Source organism: Acidicapsa borealis (assembly GCF_059115245.1).
The window spans coordinates 4,362,318-4,387,936 of the sequence record NZ_JCACNY010000001.1 but is presented as its reverse complement, the minus strand read 5'-3'; the positions used below and the strand labels follow the sequence as shown (position 1 = coordinate 4,387,936).

Genomic DNA, 25,619 nt, shown 5'->3' with positions numbered 1-25,619 from the left:
CTCTAACTTCTCTGACACTCACGAGGTCGGCAAATCCTGAGCAAAAGGAGAGGGCAGTAGGGAAAAGAGGACAGGGCGGGTAGTAGAATCCGGTCATCGGTGGCGACGATGGACCCCTTCATTCAGGAATGTATCGAACAGCAAGCCTTGGAACAGGACTATTGGCTGATTGGGGCCGAGGACGACCGGCTGTGGTTTTCGATCGACGACACAGACGATGTCGCAAGCCGCGAATATCTGGAGTGGTGTGATACCGAGGCGATGACGCCTGACTTCACCGCCGGATCCATGGACCCTCGCTACATCGGCGATATCGCAAAAGGATGGAAGTCGGGTTCCATGATGCTGATCCGGCTCACAACCCTCGGACGGAACTACCGGCCCCTGACAGGTGACGAATATCGGGAGCGCGAGAGAATGGTGTTTGATCCAAAGACACCGGAAGAGCTCGAAGATGCTGATGCGATCATCAGCGAACTGATGACAGGAACAGAGACGCCAAGGTCAAAGGAAGCCAAGGAACGCCACAGGCAACAGATCGAGCGAGAGATGAGCGACCTCAGCCATCTTCGACGGGTGGAATTATGGGACCCCTACAAAAGCCCGCAGTAAGTTCTTGGCGCGAACTATGTGCGAACAACGAGGACGCAAAACCAGCCGCAATCATCCCAATGAAGCCGTACCTTCAACGGCATAACCCCTTATTTGCAATCTCACGGGAGATTCACTTGCGGATCGCATTCAATGATTGTTTGCCGCTTTCGAGATTTCATCGACACTGCAATTGAGGCTTTGCTGTCTGATCTTATTCATCCTTCGCAATCGGACCGACCGGAGCGATGGTAGCCGCTGCTTTTTCGAATCCTTTCCGCTCAACGGGATTCGCGCAGAAGTTCACCTTACCTTTGGCAGAGATCGCCGTTCTCACCCGTGACACTACCAAGTTGTACTGTGTTCGTTCATTGAAGGAACCATTGGCCGCCTTATCGAGGAACTTCTTAATGTGCTCTTTCTGAGCATCGCTCAAAGGCCAATCGCTGCACGCATTGGAGGCGATCGAAACATAAGCAACTTGCCTTATAGCGAACATTCGGTCTTCGTACGCCCAAGAGTCTTCCTTCTGGGCCTGCTCTGTTTTTTGTCCTTGCAGCAGGGTAGAAGCCAGCAAAATGACGGAATACAGAATTGCCGATCTCATCGTGCTCTCCTCTCTTTTTCGATTACTGTTTATGGAACAGGTCCTTCAGGCGGATGGATTTTCCTGACTGGGGGTTCTTGCCTGCTGCAATGGATTGGGCATCGAGCACTGCCAGCTGGAGAGTATCCGGACCGCTGACAGCTCTATTCGTGAGACTGATATGGCCTCCCCCTACGAGTGCGATGACTGTTGCCTTCGTGGCCAAGGCGCGAGCGGAGATGCTGATGCGGGTCGATTTCAGATCGACATCTACATTCTGGATGTCCAACTCCAGTTGGAAGATGGTATCCCTGCGATCAGCCTTTACCTTGTTCACATAAATTTCGGCCTGGTCCGCTGGGACGGGAAGAGTAACGAGCTCAAGATCTTGGAAACGAATAGTGGCTCCGAGCAGCGCCTGAGAACCGCACCCGAGCCTGATAAGGGAATCTGAAACTCCGTTGTGCTGGATGAAATCCAGTTGAAATGCACCGCTTGGGTTGCTCATGGTCTTTGGAATGGACATTCCGAAGTCATGGTTGACCATGTCATACTCTGCCAATACTGGACCTTTCACCCGTTCTGTTAATGGCAAGCGCGGCAGGCCACCGAGTATTTCCGCTGCGTGAGACCGGTAGAACTCACTGATCTTTGGATACTCAAATTCGTTCTGCATCGATTGCTTCAGCGCTACGATCGCTCTGCCGTTTGTATTTGGATCATCGGATACGCAGTTATTCAGTATGGCGAAGGAGGTCATAAAAGACCTATTCTCAAGGACTTCCGGATGCTCTCGGACAGCCTCCAACAACAGTTGAGCGTTCGGATCCTGGAGCCTCTGAAATGACGCCGCGTCAAGTGTTTTGAAAGGGGGCCCACTTTGCGCTTCGCAGCGAATGGTCAAACCTGTCCAGAAAGCGATAACCCCAAGTGCAAGCCCCAGGTGTTGACGAAGAATCAGTCGCATAGACGCCTTTCTTTGCTTTCCTCTATTGATTTCGTTCCGTACCCAAGTTGTGAACTTGATAGAATTGGGCCATCCCAATGCTGCCTTGAGCCGACACTTGTTAATGCGTGAAAGCGAGAAAAAGTCCGTCACAGCTTTTGCAATCGAACAGTCCGTCGTTCGATCGCGACGTCACGAGGGATCGGCAACAGCCGACACGCGGGCTGTCGATGACCTTTTCAGCCTGGTTTACGAGGAGCTGCTTCGTCTTGCCTCTGCGTTGCGGCGTAGGGACGCCGATGCCACGGTAGGCACAGGAACTTTGGCACACGAAGCATTTCTCAAGCTCAGAAAATCTCCACATTTAGCGTCTCTTCCACCAAACGAGTTTGTGGCTGTTGCGTCCAGAGCCATGCGTCAAGTGCTGGTAGATGCTGCACGGAAGCGGCAGGCCGAAATTCGTGGGGGTCCTGACAAGATAGCGGTTCCGTTGGAGGAATTCATAGGAGCCAGAATGCCACGCTATGTTGAGGTGCTGGCTATTCACAAGACCCTTACCGAACTTGAGCGACTGAATGCTCGTCAGGCGAAGATCGTCCAGCACAAGTTTTTTCTCGGAATGAGCATTTCTGAGGTTGCCGAAAGCCTGAATCTTTCGGAGGCGTCAGTTGAGCGCGACTGGAGAGTTGCTAAGGCGTGGCTTACCGTCGCACTCGGTCGAGATGCAGGAGCCTAGCCCGATGGATGCCGCAAGATGGGAGCGACTTCAGGCACTATTTGACGCGGCTCTTAATTTGCCCGCGTCCGAGCAAGTGATCTTTCTTCAGCAAGCCTGCGGGGAGGATGTAGCCCTCTTCGATGACGCTATAGCGATGCTTGCCGCTGCATCGTGTGGCGAGTCCCTTCTCGATATGGATATTCGACAGATTGCCAGTGAAATTGTGGTGCCGATCAATGGCTTGCTCTCCGCCGTAGAGATTGGTCCCTACCGCTTGAAGGAGTTGCTCGGCGAAGGCGGGATGGGGGTGGTCTGGCTGGCTGAGCGCATCGATGCAGGCAATGAAGTCGCCATCAAATTTCTGCTTCATGCGCAGCTATCACCAGCCCGCCGCGAACGCTTTGCATCCGAGGTGCGGACTCTCGCCAGGCTGAATCACCCTTTTATTGCTCGGATGTACGACGCAGGCAGCCTCCCGGATGGTACGCCATGGCTCGTCATGGAGTATGTGAAGGGCAGTTCGCTCACTTCATACTGTCGCAAACCCGGTCGCTCGCTTGATCAAATACTTCAGCTCTTTCATGGTATCTGCGAAGCCGTGCAGCATGCCCACAGCCAACTGGTCGTGCATCGTGATCTCAAACCTTCGAACATCCTCATTAGAGAGGACGGCACACCTAAGTTGCTCGACTTCGGCATCGCCCGCGAACTGCAACAATTGGGCGACAGCGCATTTCTGGAACCTACAGCCCCGGGCTTGAGATTCATGTCTCCCGGCTATGCTGCGCCAGAGTGGAAAAATGATGGCATCGTAGCGGCTTCAAACGACGTTTACTCTCTCGGCGTAATCCTTTACGAAATGCTGACGGGTACAGCGTTAGCGGACGAGAACAGCAACTCACAACAGAAGAGCCCACAGCGGCCCTCTTCAGCCTTTCGGCGTGCTGCACTCAAAGGCAAAGTCGGCTTTGGGCTCCGCCGTTCCGTAGGCAAAGATGTATGTGACGATCTGGATGTGCTTGCCCTCAAGGCCATGCATCATGATCCGGGGCAGAGATATCCATCGGTCGAAGCATTGATTCGGGACCTCGATCACTTTGCTGACGGAGAGCCCATCGAAGCCCGTCCCGAAAAGACTCTCTACGTTTTTAATAAATTCATTCACCGTAACCAAGTGGCTGTGCTCGCGGCGTTGTTCACCTTTGCACTGATCTTGTTTCTATCTATGTTTTTTACCTGGCGGCTAGTACAGGCTCGAAACGCCGCGCTCGTCCAAGCCGCTCGCACACAACGTATCCAACGGTTTATGTTGAACCTGTTTGAGGGTGACGATAAGGAGGCTGGCCCAGGTCAGGACTTGCGTGTCGTTACCCTGCTCGACCGGGGCGTACCAGCAGCCCAAAGCTTAAGTAGTGAACCTCAAGTACAGGCGGAGCTGTATCAGACGCTCGGCTTGATGTACATGCAGCTCGGAAAACTAGAACAAGCCGACTCCATGATTCAGTCTGCGATGAAATTGCGAAGCACGGACTCGGCAGCGGACAAAACAGCATTAGTGGAGACGATGATTGCCCAAGGGCTGCTGCGTTCGGAGCAAGGCAAGTCCGATGATGCTGAACACCTGATCCAAGACGCTATCACCTTGCTAGGTACGAGTTCGGCACGAGATACGGCAGTGCAGGCAAAGGCACTAACGGCACTCGGCAAGGTCCTAACGGGTCAGGGCAAGTATGCGGCTGCCATCAATGCCCTCGATCAGGCTGTCGCGCTTGAATCGCCGCAGGACTCCACGTCCGGGCTTTCGGATACACTGAGCCAACTCGCTGATGCTCATCTGTATCTTGGCCACTACACTCTATCAGCGAGCCTCGACGACCGTACGCTAACATACGACCGAAGTATCTATTCGGGCAATCATCCACGAATTGCCGAAGATTTACACAATCTCAGTCAAGCTGAGGAGCTATGGGGCAAATATGCCGAAGCAGAAAAGCATGAGCGACAGGCCCTGCAGATCAACGAAGCCTGGTACGGAAGTGACAATCCTAAGACTGCAGTTACCGAAGTCGCCCTTGCAAGCACGCTGATCTATCGAAATAACTATGTAGATGCGGAAGATTTGCTAAGAAGAGCGTTGAAAACTCAGGAAAATGTCTATGGCAGCATGAGTCCCCATGTAGCTTACGTCCTGAATTCGTTGGCGGGAATCGAGAACCACAAGAAACACTTCAGGATTGCTGAGGACGATTTTCGCAGGATGGCCGGTATCTACCGTAATGCCTACGGAGATGCAGATTACCGTGTCGCGATCGCGCTATCAAATCTTTCCGGCGTCTACGTAAACGAGAACCGCCTTCTAGAGGCTGAACACCTCTACGAAGACGTGATTCAGCGCCTAAGCAAAGCGCTCTCGGCTGACAACATCAATACAGCCATTGCTGAGGTCAAGCTTGGCCGGGTCCTTATGGCTGAACATCGTTACCATGAGGCCGAGTCGCATACCGAAGCTGGATACCAGATCCTTCTCAAACAGCAAGCTCCCTCATCCGGTTTTGTAAAGGGCGCACGTCATGACTTGGCAACGATCTATTCTGTGTTGGGGCAATCGCAAAAAGCGCAGGCATTTCAGCAGTAGCTCTGCCACGCGTTAGGTTTCGGGTAAGAAACGGATGTGTTTGCCTTAATCGGATCAGGGACGGCACGAACCATACGCGAACATCAAAGGCCAGAAAACACCCGAAATGATCCTAGACGATCTTAAACAGCTACCCAGATAACCGCTTTTGTTGCAGTGACTTTCGATGATTCCAAACCGCTTATGCAATCCGGTAGGTGGCCCTGAAAAGGCTGGCGTCGCGCTCAAACCTGGTTCTGTCGTGAGGGTGTTGGCGAGGGTGCTGAATACGGAATCGGGGTCTTTATGGGTGCTTTTGAGTGCTTTCCGTAGCCATCGGCGCACATGGTTTCAACAACTTACGAGTGTTGGGAATTTTGACACGGTATAGGCTTGAAATGTTTCATGCGGATAAGTTAATACTTTTCAATAATTTAGAGAATGAAGGGGATAGCGAGGGGTGCTGACGGGGGTGTCGACTGCTGAATTTGGAATGGTCAGATTCGAGCGTGCCGTCGATAGAAAGCAGCCCTTATTTCCGGTTTTGTCGCTTATGAGTCGTCGAAAGTAACGACTGCAAGCAACTCACCCTCTGTGGATGATGCACATGAATGTGTGATCTCTGTGGCAATTTGGGGCAAGTTGCCCAAGGTAGCTCTCATGGTTTGCTGTTATTGAGGAAGTCTTCCTTTGGTGATGAACCGGGGAAACTCCACAAGGGCGTTCTCTACTACTAGTCGCCTATCAAACGCGAAGCTCCTGTACCTTGGGCCGAGAAGTGCCGGTGCCTGCATCCGATCAGGTTATTTACCAGGCTAGGCTCCGATGATCATGGTGCCTGCTGCACAGTTATGGAGATTGGCGAAAACACAAGTGGTCCCTGGGATGCCGATCTCGGATTTGTCGATATTCGGATCATCCCCTGGATCGATCCCGACTGGCCAGCGTCCGCCGACTCCACTTGGGTCTGCGACACAGGCTGGGAAGTCAATCGTGGGAATGGTCTTGCCCTGGAAATCAAACATGTCCATCATGCTTGCATAGACAGCTCTTACATGTTTAATTTCGTGTTCAATTTCAGCGCAACTGATCGTGCAGTCAGGCGGCATATCGCAGGAAGCAGTCAAGCAGGTGCGGAAAGATAGGTGGGGGTGAGGGAGAGAACCGGAAACGATAGTGACCGGCGTCTGGGAGTCGTCTTTAACTGAAACGGTTGCAAATTCCCAAGAGCCGGAGTAGACGAGCGCGAGGGCGGCAGGCCACTCCTTGATGGAAGGAATTTGTGTCTGGGTCGGGTCTATTGTGATGTAAGCGCCAGTGACGAGAGCGGCTGGGCTGATGGATGATGGCAGCGGCAGAGAAATGGTGCGAAGTCCTGCAGGCGGTGTTTGTTTCCGCTGTATATTTTTAAATATCATTCCCTGCTTGGCGGCTACCATGGGGCTTACTAGGTCCTGGATCGATTTAGCGGGGGTGTATTTACCGATATCAACGCTGTAAGTCTGGTCCTTTTTTAGGGGCAGGCGTGGCAGTCCGGTGGGCAGCGAGAGGCCGAGGTCGTAGGTGTGTTCCTTAAAGTCAGTCGTGACCGCTAGAAGCTTGCCATTCTCGTAACAGAAGGCCCATGCTCCGGGGAAGATCAGGTACAAGCTCTTTGGATCCGGGACGGTAATATGTTTCCTGGTTTGTTTTCCGTATGCGGGCATGGCGAGTGAAGCCAACGCAACGGTTGAAGCGGTTCCAAGGCTCTGAAGGACTTGGCGACGAGAAAGATCCGGCATGTTGTTCTCCGTGACAGCAAGGTGAGTTGACAGCGTTTAAGTCAGAGGGAAAAGGGATGCCGATCCGGTACGGATCAGGGAGACGCTAAAGTCTAACGATCATGGTGCCAGATGCGCAGTTATGGAGGTTTGCGAGCTTCTTGCAATGTCTCTCCATACCGATCTCTGACTCGTGAATGTTTGTATCATTACCACGATCGATCGTGACTGGCCAATCTGTTCCGACGGTACAGGGTGGGAAGTCGATTGTCGGAATCATCTTGCCATTGAAATCAAACATGTCCATCATTTGGCCATGGACATGTTTAACGTGAGCGATGTCATTGTTGGCCTTTGCGCAATCGATAGTGCATTCGAGAGGCAAATTGCATTGGGCGGTTACGCAGGTACGAAAGGTGTAATGGGAAACGGGGAGAGAACCGGAAATCACACTGACGATCGGCTGAGTGCTGTCAGAACTCTTGATCGAAGCGGATCGCCATGGACCAGAGTAGACGAGGGCGAGCGCGGCTGGCCACTGCTGGGGATTAGGAATCTCTGTTTGAGTGGGGTCGATGTTGACAATCGCGCCATGAATGAGCGCGGCTGGGCTAATGGACGAGGGCAACGGAAGGGAGACGATACGGAGGCCAACTGGCGGCTTTGCTTTACGCTGGATGCTTTTGAATATCATTCCCTGCTTAGCGATCACCATGGGGTTGATAAGATCCGGAAATGAAGTGGCGGCCGAGTAGCCGGCAACGTCGACGGTGTAGGTCTGACCCTTTTCGATGGGCATGCGCGGTTGGCCAGAGGGTAGTGAGAGGCCGAGGTCATAGGTGTGTTCTTGAAAGTCAGGCGTGACTGCAAAAAGCCTGCCATTCTCATAGAAGAAGGCCCAGGCTCCCGGGAAAATGAGGTATAGACTCTTTGGATCGGGAACGGCGAGTCGTTTCTTGGCTTGTTTTCCGTTGGCGGGCATGGCGAGTGAGGCTGCGACAGCAACTGAGGCGGTGCCAAGGGTCTGAAGTACTTGGCGGCGAGAGATTGAGGGCATGGCGTTCTCCTGATCGAGTTGCTGTCAGGACTGCATGACGGTGAATCCTGACCAGTAATACGGATGTTGGAAGGCAGCGTTAGTGCTGAGTTTCGTCTCTGCATTCAATAACGCAATGTCAACTGAATTTCCTTTGAGCAGTTCATCGTAAAATTCGAGCATCAGGATTCGCGTTGCCTGGGAGTCAACCTGCCAATGACTGGCAACGACATTTTCTACTCCGGCTCTGAGGAAAACCTCAGGCATTTCGGAGATGAGTGAGCCAGAGTGTGATTCTGAGCCGAGAGTGGAGCAGGCGGCCAGTACGACGAGCTTACAAGCGCGCAGGCTTGACGGCGTGAAAGCTGTCGAAGAGAGTTCATCGGAGGAGGAAGAGCCCAAAACGAGATGAATCGAATCTTGCTGGCGAATTGCATGACCGCTGAAGTGGAATATCTCGGCAGAACCGAGGGCACGCAGGATTCGACCCAGGCTGGGGTGCATCTCGTTAATTAATTCCGCGTGCGTAAACCTGGCCGTAACTTCACGAGACTCGTCATAGGCTCCGGGAATTGAATCCACGCCACCAGCGGAAGCGCCAACGACAAGTATGGGGCTTGATGCAGTGAGAGCGACCGGTTGATTCTGGCGCCTCATGGTCCAGAACCCAGGCAATAGTGTGATGGCGGCTTGTTTCCCGAGATAGGTTCCGTCGGGGAGAATCAACGCGTTGAAGGGGAGTGTTTCGAGACGGCCATCCGCTTCAATCCTCAACTCTTTCGTCGGCCTGATATCGGAAAACAAGATCGAATAGAGTGCCCTGCCCGCCACGTTAATATCGGTGATTTGCGAACGAGGATCCGCGCAGAGTTGAGCAAAGGTGTGCACCAATTGGTCAACGGCGTCTGCAGTCGCAGGGGGCGAATATACCCGCAGCATGCTTCCGTTTGCATCCAGCACGAAGACAGCGTAGTGATCGATGAGACGGGCAAAGACGAAGGTCAATGTGTTTTTAGGATATTGGCGGGCTATAGGGTAATTCACGAGGATAGACTTGGAAGATTCTGCTGCAACGGGTTGCTCTGCTGCGGCGCGATAGACCTCCCAGGCCGAGAAGGCATCCTTTTCGCGATGGTTGTGCAGCAGGGAATCGACCAGCAGATCGTACGCGAGTGCCGCTCGCGTCTGCCATGCTTGGCGATCCTTGAGATTGGTAAGGCCGCCCAGCACCTGATTGGCGCAGTCCACGGCTTTGCGAGCGCTGGTCATCGCTCTTGCGTTGTGGCCGGCAGTACGTTCCAGCAGAGCTCGCTGGCTCCAATAGTTCAACTGAAGAACGATACTCTGCGCCGAACCAATGACTGGTGACGCATGATCGAGCGCTGATAGTGCGAGGTTGTCGTGGCCTTCGCGTGCGAGCAACTTTGCTCGATCAGCAGTCCAATCGGCGCGATATTGGCGGGAGGCTTCGGTATCGCCGAGGCTTGTGAGGATGGTATCGGCTGCGGAAAATGAGTGTTTCGCATCCTCGATGCGAGAGCCTTCCAGTTGGCGCTGACCGAGCAATTCCAATGCGTAGGCGTCGATTTGAAGGTTACCCGTGGCATGGGCCATGGAGGAGCCGGATGCGGCCAGATCTATCGAGATACTGTTGAGTCCTAGCGCAATGGCGCCGTCGGTTAGATCGGAGACAAACTGGTACTGACGCATGGAGGAGCATCCAAAGTCGAGACAGAACTGGAGTCCGGCTACATCGACATTCCAGCCTTGTTCCGGCAGGCCCTGCTGCGTGAAGTAGGCTGCAAGGAAGCCCTGAGCGCGTGCGTGAAGACTTGGAAAGGCGGAGGCCGAGGAGTTGGCAAGCGCACCTTCGAGAGCCATTTGGACTGGCAATACGGAGCCCGCCATCTCGTGGCATGATGCTTCTTCCATCAGCATCATGATTCTTAAATAGGAATAGCGTGCCGAGGATTGAGATGAGATCGCTGGGGGAATCGCTATCAGGCAATCCTGTGCGCGCCCTGCGCGTTGCAGGGCATAGACACGTTCAAAGCTGGCACGCGTCAGGCCGGCGTGGTTGCTTGTCTCGGAGTAAAGCCGCATTGCGTCGACAGCGAAGGCAAGTGCCCGATCGGATTGTCCGGACTGGTTGGCGCGCACTGAGGAGGCAAGTAGAGAGTCGGCCTTTGCCATGGCTGGTGTTCGAACTGTACACATCCAATCAGATACCCAGGAATCGTGATGTGCTTCACCATCTAGAGCGAGTTGTTTGTAGCGGGAACAGTTGGCAGGATCTGATGGGTTGAATCCCTCATCGAAGAGTCGATTGAGAGCGTTTTCATAAGAGCCAGCGGTTGCGGCGGGACCGTTCCAGACGAACGCCGAGGAGGCAGCGGGCAAAAATTCGGTGTGGCTGGCAGCCGGAAAGCGGTTTAGGCCATTGTGCCGTTGCAGGGCCGCAATCTCTGCGCGGATAGCCTGTTGCCAGTCTGCCTGCTTTTCACTCTCGAGGGCTTGTTGCAGATCACGGATCGCCTGGTCGTGCAGCCCCATGCGCTTCCAGCAAAGGGCACGATTGAATAGCGCTACTGAGTCCGGGTGGTGCAGTTCATCAAGATAGCGGCTGAAGGCTTCTGCCGCGTAGCCGTAGTTAGTGGTGTCGTGGGTTTGATCGCCAAGTTCGAAGTAGGCAGAGCCAAGGTCAAACTGGATGCCGGGTAACACGGGATTGCGCGCATAGGCCACTTGAAAGTTGGCGAGAGCGCCGGTGGGGTCTGCTTGCAAAATCAGACCGCGACCAGCGATCTGATGCCAGAAAGGGCTGTCGGGTGTTTTTTGCAGACCTCTGTCGGCAGCCAGTTTCAGTTCGAGCAACTCGGGCCATTCGGAGGACGTCGCGCGGCCGCGGACCGGCGAATACATCGCGACCGACGCGCCACCTGGGATGCGCAGTTCAGTCAGGCGACGTGCGTCATAGGCGCGAGCGACGAGTGTGTCCACCGAGGGCCCGGTACGAATCCAGATGCCGAGAGCAAGTGCTGCAACCAGCAATGCGGCTACGGAGTAGGCGGGCCACGAGAACCACCAACCAATTGGCCATAGGCGTCGCGGAGTGTCGAGTGATCTGGTGGTCGCTGCTGAGGCTGCAACCTGGCTCGCAGCAAGACGGTGAGCCATCTCCATCTGCCAAGCTGGTGTAGCGCTGGATAAACTGGTAGCTTCGGCAACGATCTCGTTATCAGATACCGTGTCCACGGCCAGCTTCATAAAGGCTGCGCAACGTTCGCAGTGGGAGGCATGCGTCATGAGTCCGTCAAGTTGCTGCTCAGAACACAGGCCAGTCGCGAATTCAATCCAGAGATCTTCTCCTGGACAAGCCTCTGGGTGATGGATTGATTGTGATTGAGCAAACATCAATGTGTGAGCCTCAGCCATTTTTGAACATTCGGTGCATTGTTCAAGGTGGATGGCAATTTTGTCGCGCGCTTCAAGCTGTTCGCGGGTCAAGATGGTCGCGTCGCTCCGCCAAAGCTCCAAGCCCTCTAAATCGACGTGGCCGTTGTTCTGGCTCATCTTACTTCTCCTACCGGGAAGGGCGGCGAAAGTCCTTCGTCTCGTCCCTCATTTGTGGCGCTACGAGAGTTTATCTGACGGCGAACAGCTTGAGTCAGCCGGAGCAGGGAACTCTCAACGCCTTTGGCAGATAGTTGAATTCCTGGAATTTGAGAGATGTCCTTTGCAGTGAATCCCTGCTGGTAGTACAGCCAGAATATGGCTCGGTCGCGCTCGTTATTGGAGATTTTTTCGAGGTGGGAAGATATCTCGCTCATCAATACCGAACTGAGCAAATCTGCTTTAGGGGCAGGAACCCCGGAGAGGTCGTCGTCAATGCGGCTGGGAACTTCTCGCGACCGCTTTTCTGCTGTTCTTCCGCGATAGTAGTCCATGGCGACCGACGCTGCCACCACCTTCACAAATCCGAAGATCGAGTCTTCGTGACGATACTCAAAGCTCCGTAGCGCCTTACAGTTTTCTTTGCAAAGCCGTAGATAGGTGTCCTGCACGAGATCATCGGCCAACGGCCGGTCTAACTCGCCGTATCGCCGTATGATCCGCACGATGACCGAGGCAATCAGGGGCTGGAACATCTGTACGAAGTCGGTCCAAGCCTCTTCCGTGCCTGAGTCCAGACAGGCACTGATTACCGCTGCCGCACTTGCTTTGGCTGGGGTCAAGGAAGGCCTCAAGGTGGTCAGGTTACGCAATTATAGTGCAGCGCCTAAGACTCCCCACTCGAAGTTGTCTCATAAAAAAGATCTCTAGCGCAATGCCCCGGATGAGCCTGCAATCAAAGCGGGTCTCGGATCCCTTTTTGAAGCCGCAAGTGCATAAATGAGGCAGCTTCTTAAGTCTGCCGCATTGCAATATAGCTGCTTTTGTCTCGTTCTACGGCTGCAGAAGCGGCCCAAACTCGACTTTGCCGTAGAGTTGCGCAAATTCATTTTGAGAGCGGTGAAGGAAAAGTCCAAGCCCTGACGTTCTCGTGAGTAGCCGCCGGGATAGCTTCCTGAAACAAGCGAGAAGATCGGCGGTCTGGCTGCCACATCGGCCCGAATCGGTCTGCGGGGCTTCCAAGCCGTCATCGCAGGCGAATTTGGTTTGAGGGAGGCGGCCAAGATATTCAGAAAACTTGCTCAGGGGGAAATCACGATGACACAGGCGCAAAACTTGAAGCATTCTTTTCTACCCACTTCCTTTCCGCGCCGGGCTGTAAGGCGGATAGTCGGCTTCAAGCAGCCATCAGGGAAGCATTTTGTGAAACAGGGGCAACTCCGATTCGCTGCCGCTGTATGCATTTTCAACGTGGCCTTCAGTCTGGCTGGACAGGTGGTCAAGAAGCCCAAGGCGGTTGGTCTCACGGGGAATGCCATCCCAACCACCGACGTGAAGGTTGCCGTTGACCAGCCGTACACGACCACTTTCGCCAGCCAAGCAAAGCTCGATGCCAAATCGCCCCAGTTCTCTGAGGACGGTTTTCTATCCGACGCAGGAAAGGATGCAAGTCACGCCGCACAGGCGTCCGCGGAATGTGTGCTTGCACAGACTCTCATCACAAAATATGCCGCAGCTCCCGGCTTCTCTGCGGATCAGGTACAAAAACTTTGCGACTATGAGGCGGACGGCAAACCAACTCGATATGAAGATCTAGAGAGTCAGGCTGCGCCTTCTTCCACGCCTAAGTCTTTGCCTACAGTGGACTATGCGATCATCCACATGGTGCGCTGGGATCCACCCGTCACTGGAAGCACCACCCCGAAGTCGTCCGACGCATGGCTGCTCTTCAATCGGCAGAAAGGGAAGACACCTGGAGCAATTGTCCCTTGGAAAAGTAAAGGTGTTACTTCCATTTCTTCAGCGACCCATCTTCTTGGAAGCAACAACGTCGCGTTCCTCGCAATTCATCTTGGTATCGATAACTCATGCGGTATCTCGTACGACATCAAGGCGACACATACCACTCCGCTCAACCACCAAGACTTTACCAATTTGATTCAGACGGCAATAACCATTCTGCAGCCGAAAGGTTCTGGAGCAGCAGCTGCTGCCAGCAAGGAGGCGGGGCAGGTAGCGATTCAACCGGTCCCACCGGTTGAATCGCTACCTCCTGCGTTGGGTGTCTGGGGTGGAACAGTGCTCCTCAAACAGCCCAATCTGCCGGCCTCTATTACATTTACTCCCAACCTGAACGGGACCGTCCGGGTTTTTACCTCGAATGATTTGAGCGCCTCCAAGAATATGGACGCTTCAATTGCTGCAACATGCGCGGCGGTTCCCAAGCAGGCGAATGCATCACTCGATATAGAAAACCCGAGTCCTGGCCATGCAGTTCGCAATGCTCACGCAACGTATTTGGACTCATCTGCCCCTCCTGCATTGGCCCTGGCTTCTTATTCTCCAATTGCCGAGCCTATGCAGGCCCCGCAGGCTGCTGCCAATCCTGCAAAAGAAGCTGCGGTCGCTCCAACTGGCACTGGGGGAGCCGCCAATTCGTTGTCAGGATCTTCGCTTACCATCGCTAACGAAGGCGTGCATTATTGGGACTTCAGCATAGCCATGCCTGTTACAAGCTACAAAGGCCTCAAATATGATTCCACGAACAATCTGATCGTGCCCAAGAGTACAACCTCGGTTGTCCCCTACGCTCTGTTCGATGTTTACCCGTGGGGTGTTGATCTGGCAGGTTATAGCGGTTCGAATTTCGCTATCTCGTTGCCTAAGGTGGCCATGGGGGTGCCGATTGGCAATCAGCCTCTACAAAAACCGTTCTTTGGAACAGGGTTTATGGGAACGGTCAAATCATTTCGGTTTCAACCCATGGTGGGCCTGCATGTGCAGCGAGAACAGCGCCTCAACTCGCCTCACTCTAGCGCGACACATCCGGAGTGGCACGCCAAACTTCAAGTCATGATCGGCTTCAGCATTAGCGACGCTAAGAAGGTGCTGGGATTGAAGTAGTCGCACAACGGTTCGTGTCGTCTTGCACCATCTCATCCGCGCTTTTTGCGCAATCGGCGCACAAAGCATTTGGCTACTGACATTTGGATGCGCGAGTGCCGCGCCTCCGGGAGAAATCGAATGAAGAATCAAACGGCTTTCACTTGCCTGTTCTCCAAGCTTCCAGCCAGTGCAATCCAGGGCCATGCATGTCAGAGAGCCACGCGGTTGCGTGTGTTTTGCGGGTTGATGGTCATCGCGCTCTTGATTAACCAAAGAGCGAGCAAGGCGCAGATTCCTCCTCCATCTCAAAGCGGCCGCACGCTTCCGGACGCCTACTATGAGCGGCTTAAGAGTGAGCCCAATGCATTTTCATTTGGGCAGTCCTATCTTGGCTTGGTCCAGAAGATTCAGTCAAACCGATCAAGGCTGCTCAACTCACCCTCCGGTGGGTTTGCGCTCGCGGCCGCGAATATGCAGGGAGGTATTCTCGTGGCTGGCGTCAAGATGATTCCTGTGGCCCTAGCGCTCTTCCCCGATAAAGGCGGCCCACCTTATGACAAGAGTGTTCTAGAAAAGGAGTTCTTTGATGGACCGTCTGCCACACCTACTCTCAGCGAATTCTATAGCGCCATGTCATACCAGAACCTCACAGTGAAAGGAATGGTGTTGGATTGGGAAGGGCTTCCACAGAGTTCTGACTACTACGCTGGCAAACCATTCAAAGACGCATTTGGACAGGATCAGCCGTGTCTTGGGTTGTGCTCCAATGCGAAGGTTGGGGAACTGATTCGCGATCTTCTTGACAGAAACTCGGCCGTCGATTGGCGTCCGTTCGACAATGATGGTCCCGACAAGCGGCCGGATTCCGGCGATGACGATGGGTATGTGGATTTCATTGCGATCGTGCACGCAGGAATCGGCGGAGAGTGTACGAATGTTCCCGGCAATACGGCTATATGGTCGCATCGAGGCAGGCTTGACAGCCTGGGCGGCGCATATACAACGCGCACGCCTTCGGCAAAGGCCGGATTTGGCAATCTGAAGATTGATGACTACGTTATTGTCCCCGCTCTTGCATGTGATGGCGTTACGCCAAACTCCATCGGTGTGGTGGCTCATGAATTTGGCCACGCATTCGGGCTCCCCGACCTTTACGATGTGGACGGAAAGACTGTCGGAGGTGTAGGCGATTGGGATCTGATGGCAACGGGGGCGTGGGGAGGAGACGATATTAGCCCCGAACTGCCAACGTATATGTCTGCGTGGTCGAAGAGCTTTCTCGGCTGGGTTGCTCCGCTACCAGTGTCCTCGGATATTCCGGACATCAGTCTCGATCCTATCGAGACAACCCCTATGGCCTATCAGCTACCTGGAGTTGGCAATCAGTACTTTTTGCTCTCAAACATCCAGAAGACTGGGAATGATGCCAAGCTCCCGGCGAGCGGTCTTTTGATAGAAGCGATCAACCCCGGAGTACTTTCCCTTGGGTTGGCAAACAATCGTGTCAATGTGATTCCCGGCAGTCTTGGAGTGAGAGTGGTCGAGGGGGATGGGGGGGCAGGGCTTGAATCGGCCTCACCACAAGATCGTCAGGATGCCGGTGACGTCTTCCTTGGAAACTCTGGGCATGTCAATTTGGATTCGGCTTCCAGCCCTCCCAGTCCAGGAAACTTTGCGCTTTGCGGAATACACCAAGAGGGTAACCGCATTCATGCTCAACTGCTTCTATCGTCGAAAACTTGTTCGGGAGCGGTTAGTGCGACTCCAACTCCACCCAGTCTCCTTCCGCCAGGTACGGCGCCCTCGCCACTCGCATCGAATGTCTCGGCCTTGAAGACCAAGCCGGACGACTACACACACCAAAAAGTCAAACTTGCCGGTGTGCTTGAAAATTTCGGCGACAATTACTTCACGGACACGAAGTTGATGCTAACGGACCAGACGGGCCGATCAATTCCAGTTCGGCTCCCGCTGGCATTGGAACTACCACCTGGCCAAGCCGGCCAGAAACCAGTGAAACAACCGCCGGTGGCATCGTCCTATCTCGGCAAATCCGTCGTTCTAACCGGATCGCTGGACACAATTGAAGAAATGGGAACGGGGCATACGCTTATTTTCCGAGCTACGGAGATTCAGCCACAAAAGTAGACTCCTGACCAGCCTTGAATTGCCAAAGTTTGGAGTTCAGAAAGGGAGTACACCGGTTACTCCCTTCATTCAAAGTAGTTCGACGAATGTTCCCAATCATTCACCGTCAGGATTGTCTTAACACAAGCACAGTGTCAGAATCCATTTCAGTCCGTAATTAGGTTGCGATTTCGTTGAGTCCTCTGGGAGCATCGCCACCGCCCTAACCATTGCAAGGTGGACGTTGCATTCAGGGGGCCGAGGGTGCTGGCGAGGGTGCTAAAGGCGAAATCCCAGTCTTTTTGGGTGCTTTTGAGTGCTTTCCGTAGCCATCGGCGCACATGGTTTCAACAACTTACGACTGTTGGAAATTTTGACACGATTAGTGTCAATTATTTGCGCCTTTTAAGCTATTCATTAGAAGGCATTTAAAAGAGCAGGGGAGGGGCTAACCCGCAACTCAACCCACAAATTTTACTGCCTAAACGGCGTTCTCAGGCTTACACGCCCTGGGCGACCTGTGACCTCGATCTATCAAAGGTAGAGCGGTGAAGCTGGAATTCGCCCATTTCCAGAAACACGGCGAGTCGCTAGGGTCTAGCGATCCGATCCCTTGTCGCTGATCTCTCAACCGAGCTCCGCTCTAGCGAATCCGCTGAGGGTGTTTCATAAATCGACTATTAGCCTCTAGATACGTCCAACGGCCATCGGGATTCGGGAGCGGCAAATGGGCATCAGCTTTGTTAAATTTGTGACCGCAAACATTGTCAAAAAGGATTTTGGGCCCGGGGTGCGATATAAAGAGCAGGGAGCCCACTAAATGTTTGAATTTGGTTTTAAAACCCTGTTCCTCCATACCGAAAAACACAGCGTTAGTATTGAATCAGCTTTAAATATCCGCGTCATAGGATGCGGGCTCAACCGGAACATGAGTCGCGCAGTAGGCTACCCTTCAATTAATCGTCAAGGCCCCAAAACTGCCTCTCCTCAATATGGAGATGTCAACCGCATTAAAGCCTCAGGGCCAAGCAAATCTGCATCAGCACAGATCACCATGTCAACCATTGTGTTGACCATTGTTCTGTCTATGGTTTTAGGCCAAAAATCAATTGCACAAACAATCAACCCCGAATATGCGATCGGCACGTCCCCTTACCAGACTTATCACGGCGGCGATATTGATTCTGTCAGCACTTACAACGGCGGCCTAAGCCTCAAGATCCCATTGATGTCTTATCCACAACGCGGCACTCACTTGAAGTTGGACTTTGCGGCCCAATACAATGGGAAACCTTTTACTTTCCAGATACTATGTATACCAGGATTCACGCCTTGTCATTACCTGATGATGCCTCAAGTATTACCTAACGTATCAGGATTTAGCATTGTTGATACGCAACATCTTTATGCTTATCCCAAGACATACCAAGAATGTCCCGCCGGAGATACAAGCCCCACTGACGGCAGTTGCCTCAATCAATATCTCTACTATCCGGAACAAGTAGTTTCGGCAGACGGTTCTGTACATTACGGAGCAGTTCTCGGTACAGACACCTCATTGCCAGCAGGCACCTCTCAGGAAACGCTTGATGGGACCGCGATTCGCTATAATGGCGGACCTACTTCCAGTTCAAGCGGGACTTCAACATGCCCTTCTTTCGGCGGATGTACTCTTACTGACTCGCAAGGAACTACGTATTTTAGCTCAGGGACGGTCCTGCGCGAAGACGTGGACGGAAATACTATCAGCGCAACGGGCCGTAGTTCGTATTTGGCATCAGGAACGATTACCGACACCATGGGCCGATCGGTTCAAGCGCCTCCCGGGATAACTACAACCGACACAAGCGGATGTACGGGGCCTTTACCCATTAGTTCTGTAAAGACGTGGACTGTTCCTGGCGCCGAAGGAACCGACGTAACGTATACCTTTTGCTATGCCACCATACCGATAAGATTTCCCACCGTCGGAACTTGCGCGACTGCCTCACCTGCCGACTCAGGCGCACCCTACGGCTCACCAGCGAACACGCCAATGTTGCAAAGCATCATCCTTCCGAATGGTTCAACATGGACATTCGAATACGATGCTCGTGCTTCAGGTGACCCTTCGACAATCAACTTCGGCGAGCTAACCAAAGTCACATTCCCGACTGGTGGCTCGATATCGTACCAGTATGCTCTGAGACAGCGTGTTAGCAGCAACGACTTTTGTTCTGCTTGGGTGACATCCAGAAGTGTTGACGCTAACGATGGTACAGGGCCACACACATGGACCTATAACTACGCCGGAGTCATCAGCGGAGTTTCAGGAACCGTCGTAACGGACCCGGCTCAAAATGTTGAACAGTATATCTATGGTATCGCTGCGCCATCGGTGACAGAACAAAAATCATTTCAATACACTTCTACGGGCCTTGTTTTGAAGAAAGATGTCAAAACATCGTATATGACACAGGCAGGCATAAGTGATGGTCAGCCGCCCTTTATTGGAATATTCCCCACGACTGTAATTACTACTCTAGATGGAAGTAAGACAACACAACAGACCATGGCCTATTGCTGTAGCGTGACGGTATCCAGTATCGGCTATGGAGGAATTACGCAGCCCAACTCATTCAATTACAATTATGGAATTCAATACGATCTTAAGGACTATGATTATGGGTCGGGAGCGCCAGGGTCTCTGTTGAGAGAACAGAAGACAGCGTATCTGTGGCAAACAAACAGTAATTATCTCACCGCGAATATCCTCTCTACGCCATCTTCTACCAAAACGCTTAACGCGGCAGGAACTACGGTTGCTGAGACAGACTACACTTACGATCAAGCTAGCTATCTAACGGCGTCGGGCGTCAGCACGCAACACGTCACACCCCCAAACCTAATATTTGGTCACGCAACAACGACAACGAATATGCTTCTCGGTGGAACCAGTCCCCAATGGCACACTAATTGGTATGATACTGGCGTAACCTATCAGCAGATCGATCCTAAAGGATACACGACAACGTATACATATGGATCGACCTATGCAGGTGCTTTGCCGACCTCCGTTACGAATGCTAGTGGCCAGACAACTACGATTGTCTATGATTTTAATACCGGTCAAAAATCTAGCATCACAGACGCCAATAGCCAAACGACCTCATATGACTATAGCGATCCGCTAGGGCGGCTAAAAAAGATCACCTATCCAGACCTGTATCCAGGCACCACCATTCATGGAGAGACAGATATCCAGTACAACGATACAGGGAGTATCGGTACCACTGTAACGCAAAAGATATCGCCGACGCTTAATAAACAAATTCAGTCGTTTGTGGATGGCTTGGGTAGACTATCTGGCACGACGTTGTTGACAGATACGAGTGGCGTAACAAAAACAAATATTAGCTATGACGCGCTCGGACGAAAGTATCAACAATGGAACCCCTACCGTACGACATCAGATAGCACTTATGGAGTAACGACGTACGGTTACGATAATCTAGGCAGAATGGTGAGCAGGGTTGATCCAGACGGTACCAGCACTCAAACGTGGACATTCAGCGGTAATATGACCACTGTCAGTGATGAAAGTGGCAATCAGTGGTCAAAGACTGTTGATGGCTTAGGCCGCACCCAGACTGTGCTAGAGCCGAACGGTACTTCAACCACGCCGTCGCTGCAAACCGACTACCTATACGACACCCTAGGCAATTTAACTAAAGTCACTCAGTGGGGAGGCGCGAGCGGGTCAGCCGGGGCACGAATTCGGTCCTTCACCTATGACAGCCTATCAAGACTCATTACCGCAAGTAGCCCAGAGGCAGGGGCAACCTGTTACGGGACGTGGAGTGGTGCCAATTGCATAAACGGATATGATCTTAATAGTAATCTGACAGCTAGGACAGATGCGAGGGGAATTACTACAAGCTACACATACGACGCATTGAATCGGTTGACGCAGAAATCATATAGCGATGGAGTAACGCCGCCCGCACTTTTCGGTTATGACGCTGAGAGTATTACCATGGGGACAACAGGGTTCAGTACCAGCAATGTGATTGGGCGCCCTAGCTGGACTTGTATCTTGAATTTGGCGGGTAACGCTTGCCTGAGCATGACGGCATTTAGTTATGATGCGCTGGGCCGCACAACCCAGTTGTGGCAGATGGTAGATCCATCGGTCTCACCAAGTGGAGTTGCGCGCAAAGTCGCATATTCTTACGATCTCGCAGGAAATATCACGAGCAGCACGAACGGATTGACGGCTGCTGCCAATGCTCTGAGTTTTAATTATTCGTATTCGGGGGCGGGCCGGTTACAGCAGGCAGCCGTTACTACTCAGCCCCCGACATGGAGCGCACTTACTTATCCGCCAATTCTGATGCAAGCATCGTCTACTAGCCCAGCTTCTTATGATCCTGCAGGGAGGCTGGTGAATGCAAAATTCGGTTTACCGGCATCTTTGGCCACAGCCGCCGTCACCGTAGCAAGCCAGTACGACAATCGTGGCCGAATAGTTTCAGAGAGTGCAGGTTCTCTCTATAGCTATACAGTTCCGGTTGGCGGTTATTCATTGAATGGAAATTTGCTTCTATATTCGGACACAGTTACTGGGTCATGGAACTTTCAATATGACACTTTGAATCGTTTGATATCGGCGCGAGCATCGAGCGGCGCTTTCTCGGGCGAGACCGGTTGTTGGACTTACGATGCCTTTGGGAATCGGACGCTCGAAGCTTTTTCAACAACCACCACTACACCATGCACTGCCGGCGCGAACGATAATGCACAACGAACTAGCGCGACATATACAACCCATAACAACAACAGAATTGATGCGTTTACATACGATGCGTCCGGAAACGTTACATACGATGGCCAGAATGGATATGCTTACGACCCGGAAGGGCGTTTATGTGCGGTAAGCTACAATCTCACTGGTACTACTGCATTTGTCCAATATTTTTACAATGCTTCTGGAGAACGTGTCGCCAAAGGATCAGTAAGCGGGCTTACCTGTTCGCAGCCGCTTATTTCAAACGGGTTCGCGCTTAATCGGCAATATCTGCTGGGTAAGCAGAGTGAAGTAATCACTGAATTAGACGGCTCTGGCGCTCCTGTGCATACGAATATAAGGCTCGGCGGAACCATCGCTACATATGATTTTACGAACGGGGGTTTACATTTTGCACTGGCAGATCCACTCGGCACGAAACGCGTACAGGTATCTGGGACCGGGGTGGCAGAGATCGGCTGTGCGAGTCTACCCTTTGGCAACAATCTAGGCAACACACGCATAACGGACTGCTCTCCTATAGGATCAAGCGCTGCCTTGGATGCGACTGAGCATCATTTTACCGGCAAAGAACGTGACCAGGAATCAGGGAATGATTATTTTGGAGCGAGATACTATGCTTCGAGCATGGGACGCTTCATGTCACCTGACCCACTTTTGGCTAGTGGACATCCAGGTAATCCTCAAACGTGGAACAGGTATGCTTACGCCGGAAATAACCCATTGAGAAACATTGATCCAACGGGACTTTATTTCTTAAAAAATACCTGCACTCCCTCGGACGCGGCTTGCAATGCTGCATTTGCAGACACTCAGAAGAACGTTCGCGCCATGTTTGCGGCCACAAAGACCGCTTACGATAAAGCGATCGCCAGCGGCGATAGCAAGGCAGCTGGCGCGCTTAAGCGGACATTGGACGGCCTAGGAGCGGAGGGTGAGAAAAACGCACGAGGTCAGACTGTCAATATCAGCGCAGATACCAAATTGAGTACTCCGGGTGACACTAATTTTGAGAAAGGTTCAACTACGACGATTAACATCAGACTCAATCCAACAGGTGAGAATGAGTCCGGTCAGGCAGATGCGGCGCATGAGGGTGTTCACGCTGGCGAGATTACCCCAGGGAGGTTTACCTTACAGCAGGCTTACGCGCAGGAGCACGATGCTTATGAAACAGAGTCTTTTTTTGCCCAGTCAATTGGTTACAGCGACAATAAAACGCCAGCTGACTACACGCCAGGGCCGGATGGGGTCTATGATTTGAGCAAGTTTAATTGGCTATGGAGATCGAATTGGGCGGATCTTGATGCCGCAACGATCGATTCATTAAGAACTAAAGGAGTAAATGCTGCAGCTAAAGACGGAGCGAAAGCAGATTGTGCCGGACAGGAAGGGGGATGCAAATAGTGAAAAGGATGCGGTTAATGATATTGGTAGTCTTGATTGTTGCTCTGCCAGGATTCGTTCAAGCTAAACGCGGACCGAAACAGGTATCGTTATGCACTGTCCAAACGGACCCTAATCGCCTGCTAGGTCAAAGAATTGAATTCCACGGTGAGATTGTCTTCGGTCTCGAAAGAGGCTTCATCACAAGCGGCGATTGTCGTTTTAATTTTGCGTTTGGTGATGATTATCAAGCATTGGGACATCGATACCATCCCACTTTAGACGATCAGTGGGCTCTTATGAGAAGGTCTCTCAAAACTGTCAATAAGTGTGCCGTCAGTTCTAGATTTGTAAAGGCTACAATCCAGGGAACTGTAGATAGGGTCCCGGCTACAGGACTAACTCCACAAAATGAAATGCCCACCCAAATAGTCATTCAGTCTGTTTCAAACGTCGAACCGATTGAGATTAAGTGCGACCCGACTAATCCGTAGCATTCGAAACTTACGAAGCATGAGGGGAATCATGTGCGACAGGAGACGGAAACCTGTTTATTGAATCCGGTCTTCTTACGTCCGAGAAGGTTTTAATCCTCCCCTCTTCAGGGTCGTGGCTCTAAGAATTGTCCTATCCCTCCGGCCGCCCAGCATTTCATGCTCCTTGAGGCCCTGAGGAACGGTGTGCCGGAGGAGCGAGTCACCGCTGCGTAAAAATTGGATGTGGCAGCCATTCGTAGCAAGACAAGAATGCTGGACGGCATTTGCCCCGAGGTCGTTGAACTCCTCCGCGATCGGAACCTCAGCGCGGTCTTATTTTCGGTCTTTCGTCGAATGAAATCCATCATTCAGATAGCGACAGTGGAACTGATGGTGCTCCGAAATGACTACTCTGTTCCCTTCGCCAAAATCCGCCTGGCCCTGACCCCGCTGGATCTTTTGATTGCCAGCACAAGTGGACGCAGGTGATGGCCGATTCCGAGGCTGCACAAGCAATATTGCAACTGGACACGCAGACGTTAGTTAAAAACCTGAAGTCGGTCGAAGAATCATACGAAACAGACATCCTTGTCCTCACGGGCGCGTGCCGTACCTAGGAAGATTTGTGAATAACGACGGAGCTTCACGCTATCGTAGCCATCATCATCGCGGCACCTTAGACACGGTTGAATCGCTACTCGCAGAGATAAGCCCTCCCAAGATTCAGCAGGCAAGCTCGCAGACGGGCCTAAGTATGTGAATATCGAACCCACAGCCCAGCCCACAAATGCTGCGTTCTTGCGCGTTTTCCGTGTGTTTAGGCAGTCCCCACGGTGTTGTAAGTCGTTGAAAAACCTAACGTGAGCCGATTGACACGGTGGAGGTCAGGAGTTCGAGTCTCCTCGTGCCCACCATATTTCTCAATAACTTACAGCAGTTGATTCGGACGATTTGGTAGCATTTGGTAGCAAATCTCCAAAACCTTGTTCGCAAATTCCTCCCTTCTTGATCATCGCGTAGACCGATCCGGCCATCGTCTTCACGCTTTCCGGTAACTCCTGCATGTACTCGTTGGCGGTGGTATCAGCCTTCGCATGCCGGAGGTGCGCTTGGATGTCCTTCACTGACCCCATGCTCTGAGCTTGTGTTGCCATGGTGCGGCGACAGGTGGGGTCGGGTCTCCTTGGGTCCGGTTCTTCAGAGTGTGCACCGAGCCCGACCCTTTCATGTCCTAATACCAGTCTCTTTAAATCGTTGGCGCTAAAACAGCCTGTCCTCCCGCCGAGTATGGCCGTCGCTGAAAGCCTGCACTGCACAGGAAGGAATGGCCGCTAATCCAGCCTTTTTGGAGGTCTTGGGTGCGTTTGCGATCTCATTCATCTTAGCAGGCTCGACACCCTAATGCCGGTAAACGGAACCGCTGCGTCTTGTGGCCTACTCCCGTATCCGAATATCCGGTTTGCCCTCTTATAATACCGATATATCTATGAAAATAATAAACTTAGAAGCTTATGCACTGATCGAGAATTCACCCTTCGCTGCCAGCGTTGCCTGCCCCTCCTTCGCTACGCCACGGCCGTTGCAGCCTCTTGGGCGATCGGCTGCGCAACGCGCAACCCGTTCTCTTGCGCCTTGAAGCGGACCTCCTTCAACTTAGCCATGGTTTCTGTGGCATCAAATCCCCAGTCGAGCGACTTCATCTCAGGCTAAAGTCCGCTCGCGGGTTTCTGGGGAACTATTGCCGCGTTAGGGAAGAGCACTTTGAAGCCAGCGCGAATGCACGGTCATGACGCCGCATGTGATCTTGACGCGGACTAAGAGCTGAAGGTAGAAGCGACACAATTGTCGCATCCTGCGAACAGCTTTTTCTTGTCATACGATCTGCCGGATGACAGACTGCCATCAAGCCGTCCTGGACGGCACTACCCAAAGCTTTGGGCTTCACTGGCACTCTCCAATCGGGCCCCAGTCAGTATAGCGAGGGTGCGAAGACTGATGAGCTGAGTTGCGGTCCCCGTTATCAGAGCCTTGACTAGCTTCTCGGCACTTGAGAACCGCGACTGTTGCATTGCCTTGGTCAACGACACAAGCCTGG

General features: G+C 52.6%; 14 protein-coding genes. 7 read left to right on the top strand and 7 right to left on the bottom strand.

Annotation, left to right across the window (positions count from 1 at the left end; genetic code table 11):
* Positions 1-99: 99 nt before the first annotated feature.
* On the top strand, positions 100-612 hold the full coding sequence (locus tag AC5S27_RS18085) for a hypothetical protein (protein ID WP_493935965.1): 513 nt from the start codon (positions 100-102) through the stop codon (positions 610-612).
* Positions 613-805: 193 nt separating this feature from the next.
* Here the strand turns inward: AC5S27_RS18085 and AC5S27_RS18080 are convergent, their stop codons facing one another.
* Both AC5S27_RS18080 and AC5S27_RS18075 read right to left on the bottom strand, forming a co-directional pair.
* Positions 806-1,198 (bottom strand): hypothetical protein, encoded by a 393-nt coding sequence (locus AC5S27_RS18080; RefSeq protein WP_493935964.1) that lies wholly within the window; start codon positions 1,196-1,198, stop codon positions 806-808.
* A gap of 22 nt (positions 1,199-1,220) precedes the next feature.
* Positions 1,221-2,144 carry a hypothetical protein gene (locus tag AC5S27_RS18075; RefSeq protein WP_493935963.1) on the bottom strand — a complete coding sequence of 308 codons (924 nt, stop codon included), beginning with the start codon at positions 2,142-2,144 and terminating at the stop codon, positions 1,221-1,223.
* A 103-nt stretch (positions 2,145-2,247) separates the two neighbouring features.
* Here AC5S27_RS18075 and AC5S27_RS18070 point away from each other — a divergent pair, with 103 nt between their 5' ends.
* Together AC5S27_RS18070 and AC5S27_RS18065 are read left to right on the top strand one after the other, a co-directional pair.
* A complete protein-coding gene (locus AC5S27_RS18070) occupies positions 2,248-2,859 on the top strand; it encodes an ECF-type sigma factor (RefSeq protein ID WP_493937331.1) in 612 nt (203 codons plus the stop codon).
* 4 nt (positions 2,860-2,863) lie between these two features.
* Positions 2,864-5,476, top strand: coding sequence for a protein kinase domain-containing protein (locus AC5S27_RS18065; protein ID WP_493935962.1), 2,613 nt, complete (start codon positions 2,864-2,866; stop codon positions 5,474-5,476).
* Between the two features lie 794 nt (positions 5,477-6,270).
* On the opposite strand, the gene AC5S27_RS18060 is transcribed toward AC5S27_RS18065, so the two are convergent.
* From AC5S27_RS18060 to AC5S27_RS18045, 4 genes are all read right to left on the bottom strand, one after another.
* Positions 6,271-7,104 carry a hypothetical protein gene (locus AC5S27_RS18060; RefSeq protein ID WP_493935961.1) on the bottom strand — a complete coding sequence of 278 codons (834 nt, stop codon included), beginning with the start codon at positions 7,102-7,104 and terminating at the stop codon, positions 6,271-6,273.
* A 217-nt stretch (positions 7,105-7,321) separates the two neighbouring features.
* Complete coding sequence (locus tag AC5S27_RS18055) at positions 7,322-8,272, bottom strand: hypothetical protein (protein ID WP_493935960.1); 951 nt, start codon at positions 8,270-8,272, stop codon at positions 7,322-7,324.
* 24 nt (positions 8,273-8,296) lie between these two features.
* A complete protein-coding gene (locus tag AC5S27_RS18050; protein ID WP_493935959.1) occupies positions 8,297-11,428 on the bottom strand; it encodes a CHAT domain-containing protein in 3,132 nt (1,043 codons plus the stop codon).
* 392 nt (positions 11,429-11,820) lie between these two features.
* Positions 11,821-12,486 carry an RNA polymerase sigma factor gene (locus tag AC5S27_RS18045; RefSeq protein WP_493935958.1) on the bottom strand — a complete coding sequence of 222 codons (666 nt, stop codon included), beginning with the start codon at positions 12,484-12,486 and terminating at the stop codon, positions 11,821-11,823.
* A gap of 475 nt (positions 12,487-12,961) precedes the next feature.
* Between AC5S27_RS18045 and AC5S27_RS18040 the strand changes: the two genes are divergently transcribed.
* The 4 genes from AC5S27_RS18040 to AC5S27_RS18025 all read left to right on the top strand — a co-directional run bounded on the left by AC5S27_RS18040 (position 12,962) and on the right by AC5S27_RS18025 (position 24,013).
* Positions 12,962-14,767: a hypothetical protein gene (locus tag AC5S27_RS18040; protein ID WP_493935957.1), complete on the top strand. Its 1,806-nt coding sequence runs from the start codon at positions 12,962-12,964 to the stop codon at positions 14,765-14,767.
* Positions 14,768-14,887: 120 nt separating this feature from the next.
* A complete protein-coding gene (locus tag AC5S27_RS18035) occupies positions 14,888-16,897 on the top strand; it encodes a M6 family metalloprotease domain-containing protein (RefSeq protein ID WP_493935956.1) in 2,010 nt (669 codons plus the stop codon).
* Between the two features lie 799 nt (positions 16,898-17,696).
* On the top strand, positions 17,697-23,069 hold the full coding sequence (locus AC5S27_RS18030) for an RHS repeat-associated core domain-containing protein (protein WP_493935955.1): 5,373 nt from the start codon (positions 17,697-17,699) through the stop codon (positions 23,067-23,069).
* Between the two features lie 698 nt (positions 23,070-23,767).
* Positions 23,768-24,013 (top strand): hypothetical protein, encoded by a 246-nt coding sequence (locus AC5S27_RS18025; protein WP_493937330.1) that lies wholly within the window; start codon positions 23,768-23,770, stop codon positions 24,011-24,013.
* A 1,076-nt stretch (positions 24,014-25,089) separates the two neighbouring features.
* On the opposite strand, the gene AC5S27_RS18020 is transcribed toward AC5S27_RS18025, so the two are convergent.
* Positions 25,090-25,224: a hypothetical protein gene (locus tag AC5S27_RS18020; RefSeq protein WP_493935954.1), complete on the bottom strand. Its 135-nt coding sequence runs from the start codon at positions 25,222-25,224 to the stop codon at positions 25,090-25,092.
* Positions 25,225-25,619: the final 395 nt, after the last annotated feature.

What these genes read in the sequence shown, in the direction of transcription:
- AC5S27_RS18080 (WP_493935964.1), bottom strand. Translation starts at nt 1,198, where the DNA reads ATGAGATCGGCAATTCTGTATTCCGTCATTTTGCTGGCTTCTACCCTG.
- AC5S27_RS18075 (WP_493935963.1), bottom strand. Translation starts at nt 2,144, where the DNA reads ATGCGACTGATTCTTCGTCAACACCTGGGGCTTGCACTTGGGGTTATC.
- AC5S27_RS18070 (WP_493937331.1), top strand. Translation starts at nt 2,248, where the DNA reads ATGCGTGAAAGCGAGAAAAAGTCCGTCACAGCTTTTGCAATCGAACAG.
- AC5S27_RS18065 (WP_493935962.1), top strand. Translation starts at nt 2,864, where the DNA reads ATGGATGCCGCAAGATGGGAGCGACTTCAGGCACTATTTGACGCGGCT.
- AC5S27_RS18055 (WP_493935960.1), bottom strand. Translation starts at nt 8,272, where the DNA reads ATGCCCTCAATCTCTCGCCGCCAAGTACTTCAGACCCTTGGCACCGCC.
- AC5S27_RS18050 (WP_493935959.1), bottom strand. Translation starts at nt 11,428, where the DNA reads ATGGCTCACCGTCTTGCTGCGAGCCAGGTTGCAGCCTCAGCAGCGACC.
- AC5S27_RS18040 (WP_493935957.1), top strand. Translation starts at nt 12,962, where the DNA reads ATGACACAGGCGCAAAACTTGAAGCATTCTTTTCTACCCACTTCCTTT.
- AC5S27_RS18035 (WP_493935956.1), top strand. Translation starts at nt 14,888, where the DNA reads ATGAAGAATCAAACGGCTTTCACTTGCCTGTTCTCCAAGCTTCCAGCC.
- AC5S27_RS18030 (WP_493935955.1), top strand. Translation starts at nt 17,697, where the DNA reads ATGTTTGAATTTGGTTTTAAAACCCTGTTCCTCCATACCGAAAAACAC.
- AC5S27_RS18020 (WP_493935954.1), bottom strand. Translation starts at nt 25,224, where the DNA reads ATGAAGTCGCTCGACTGGGGATTTGATGCCACAGAAACCATGGCTAAG.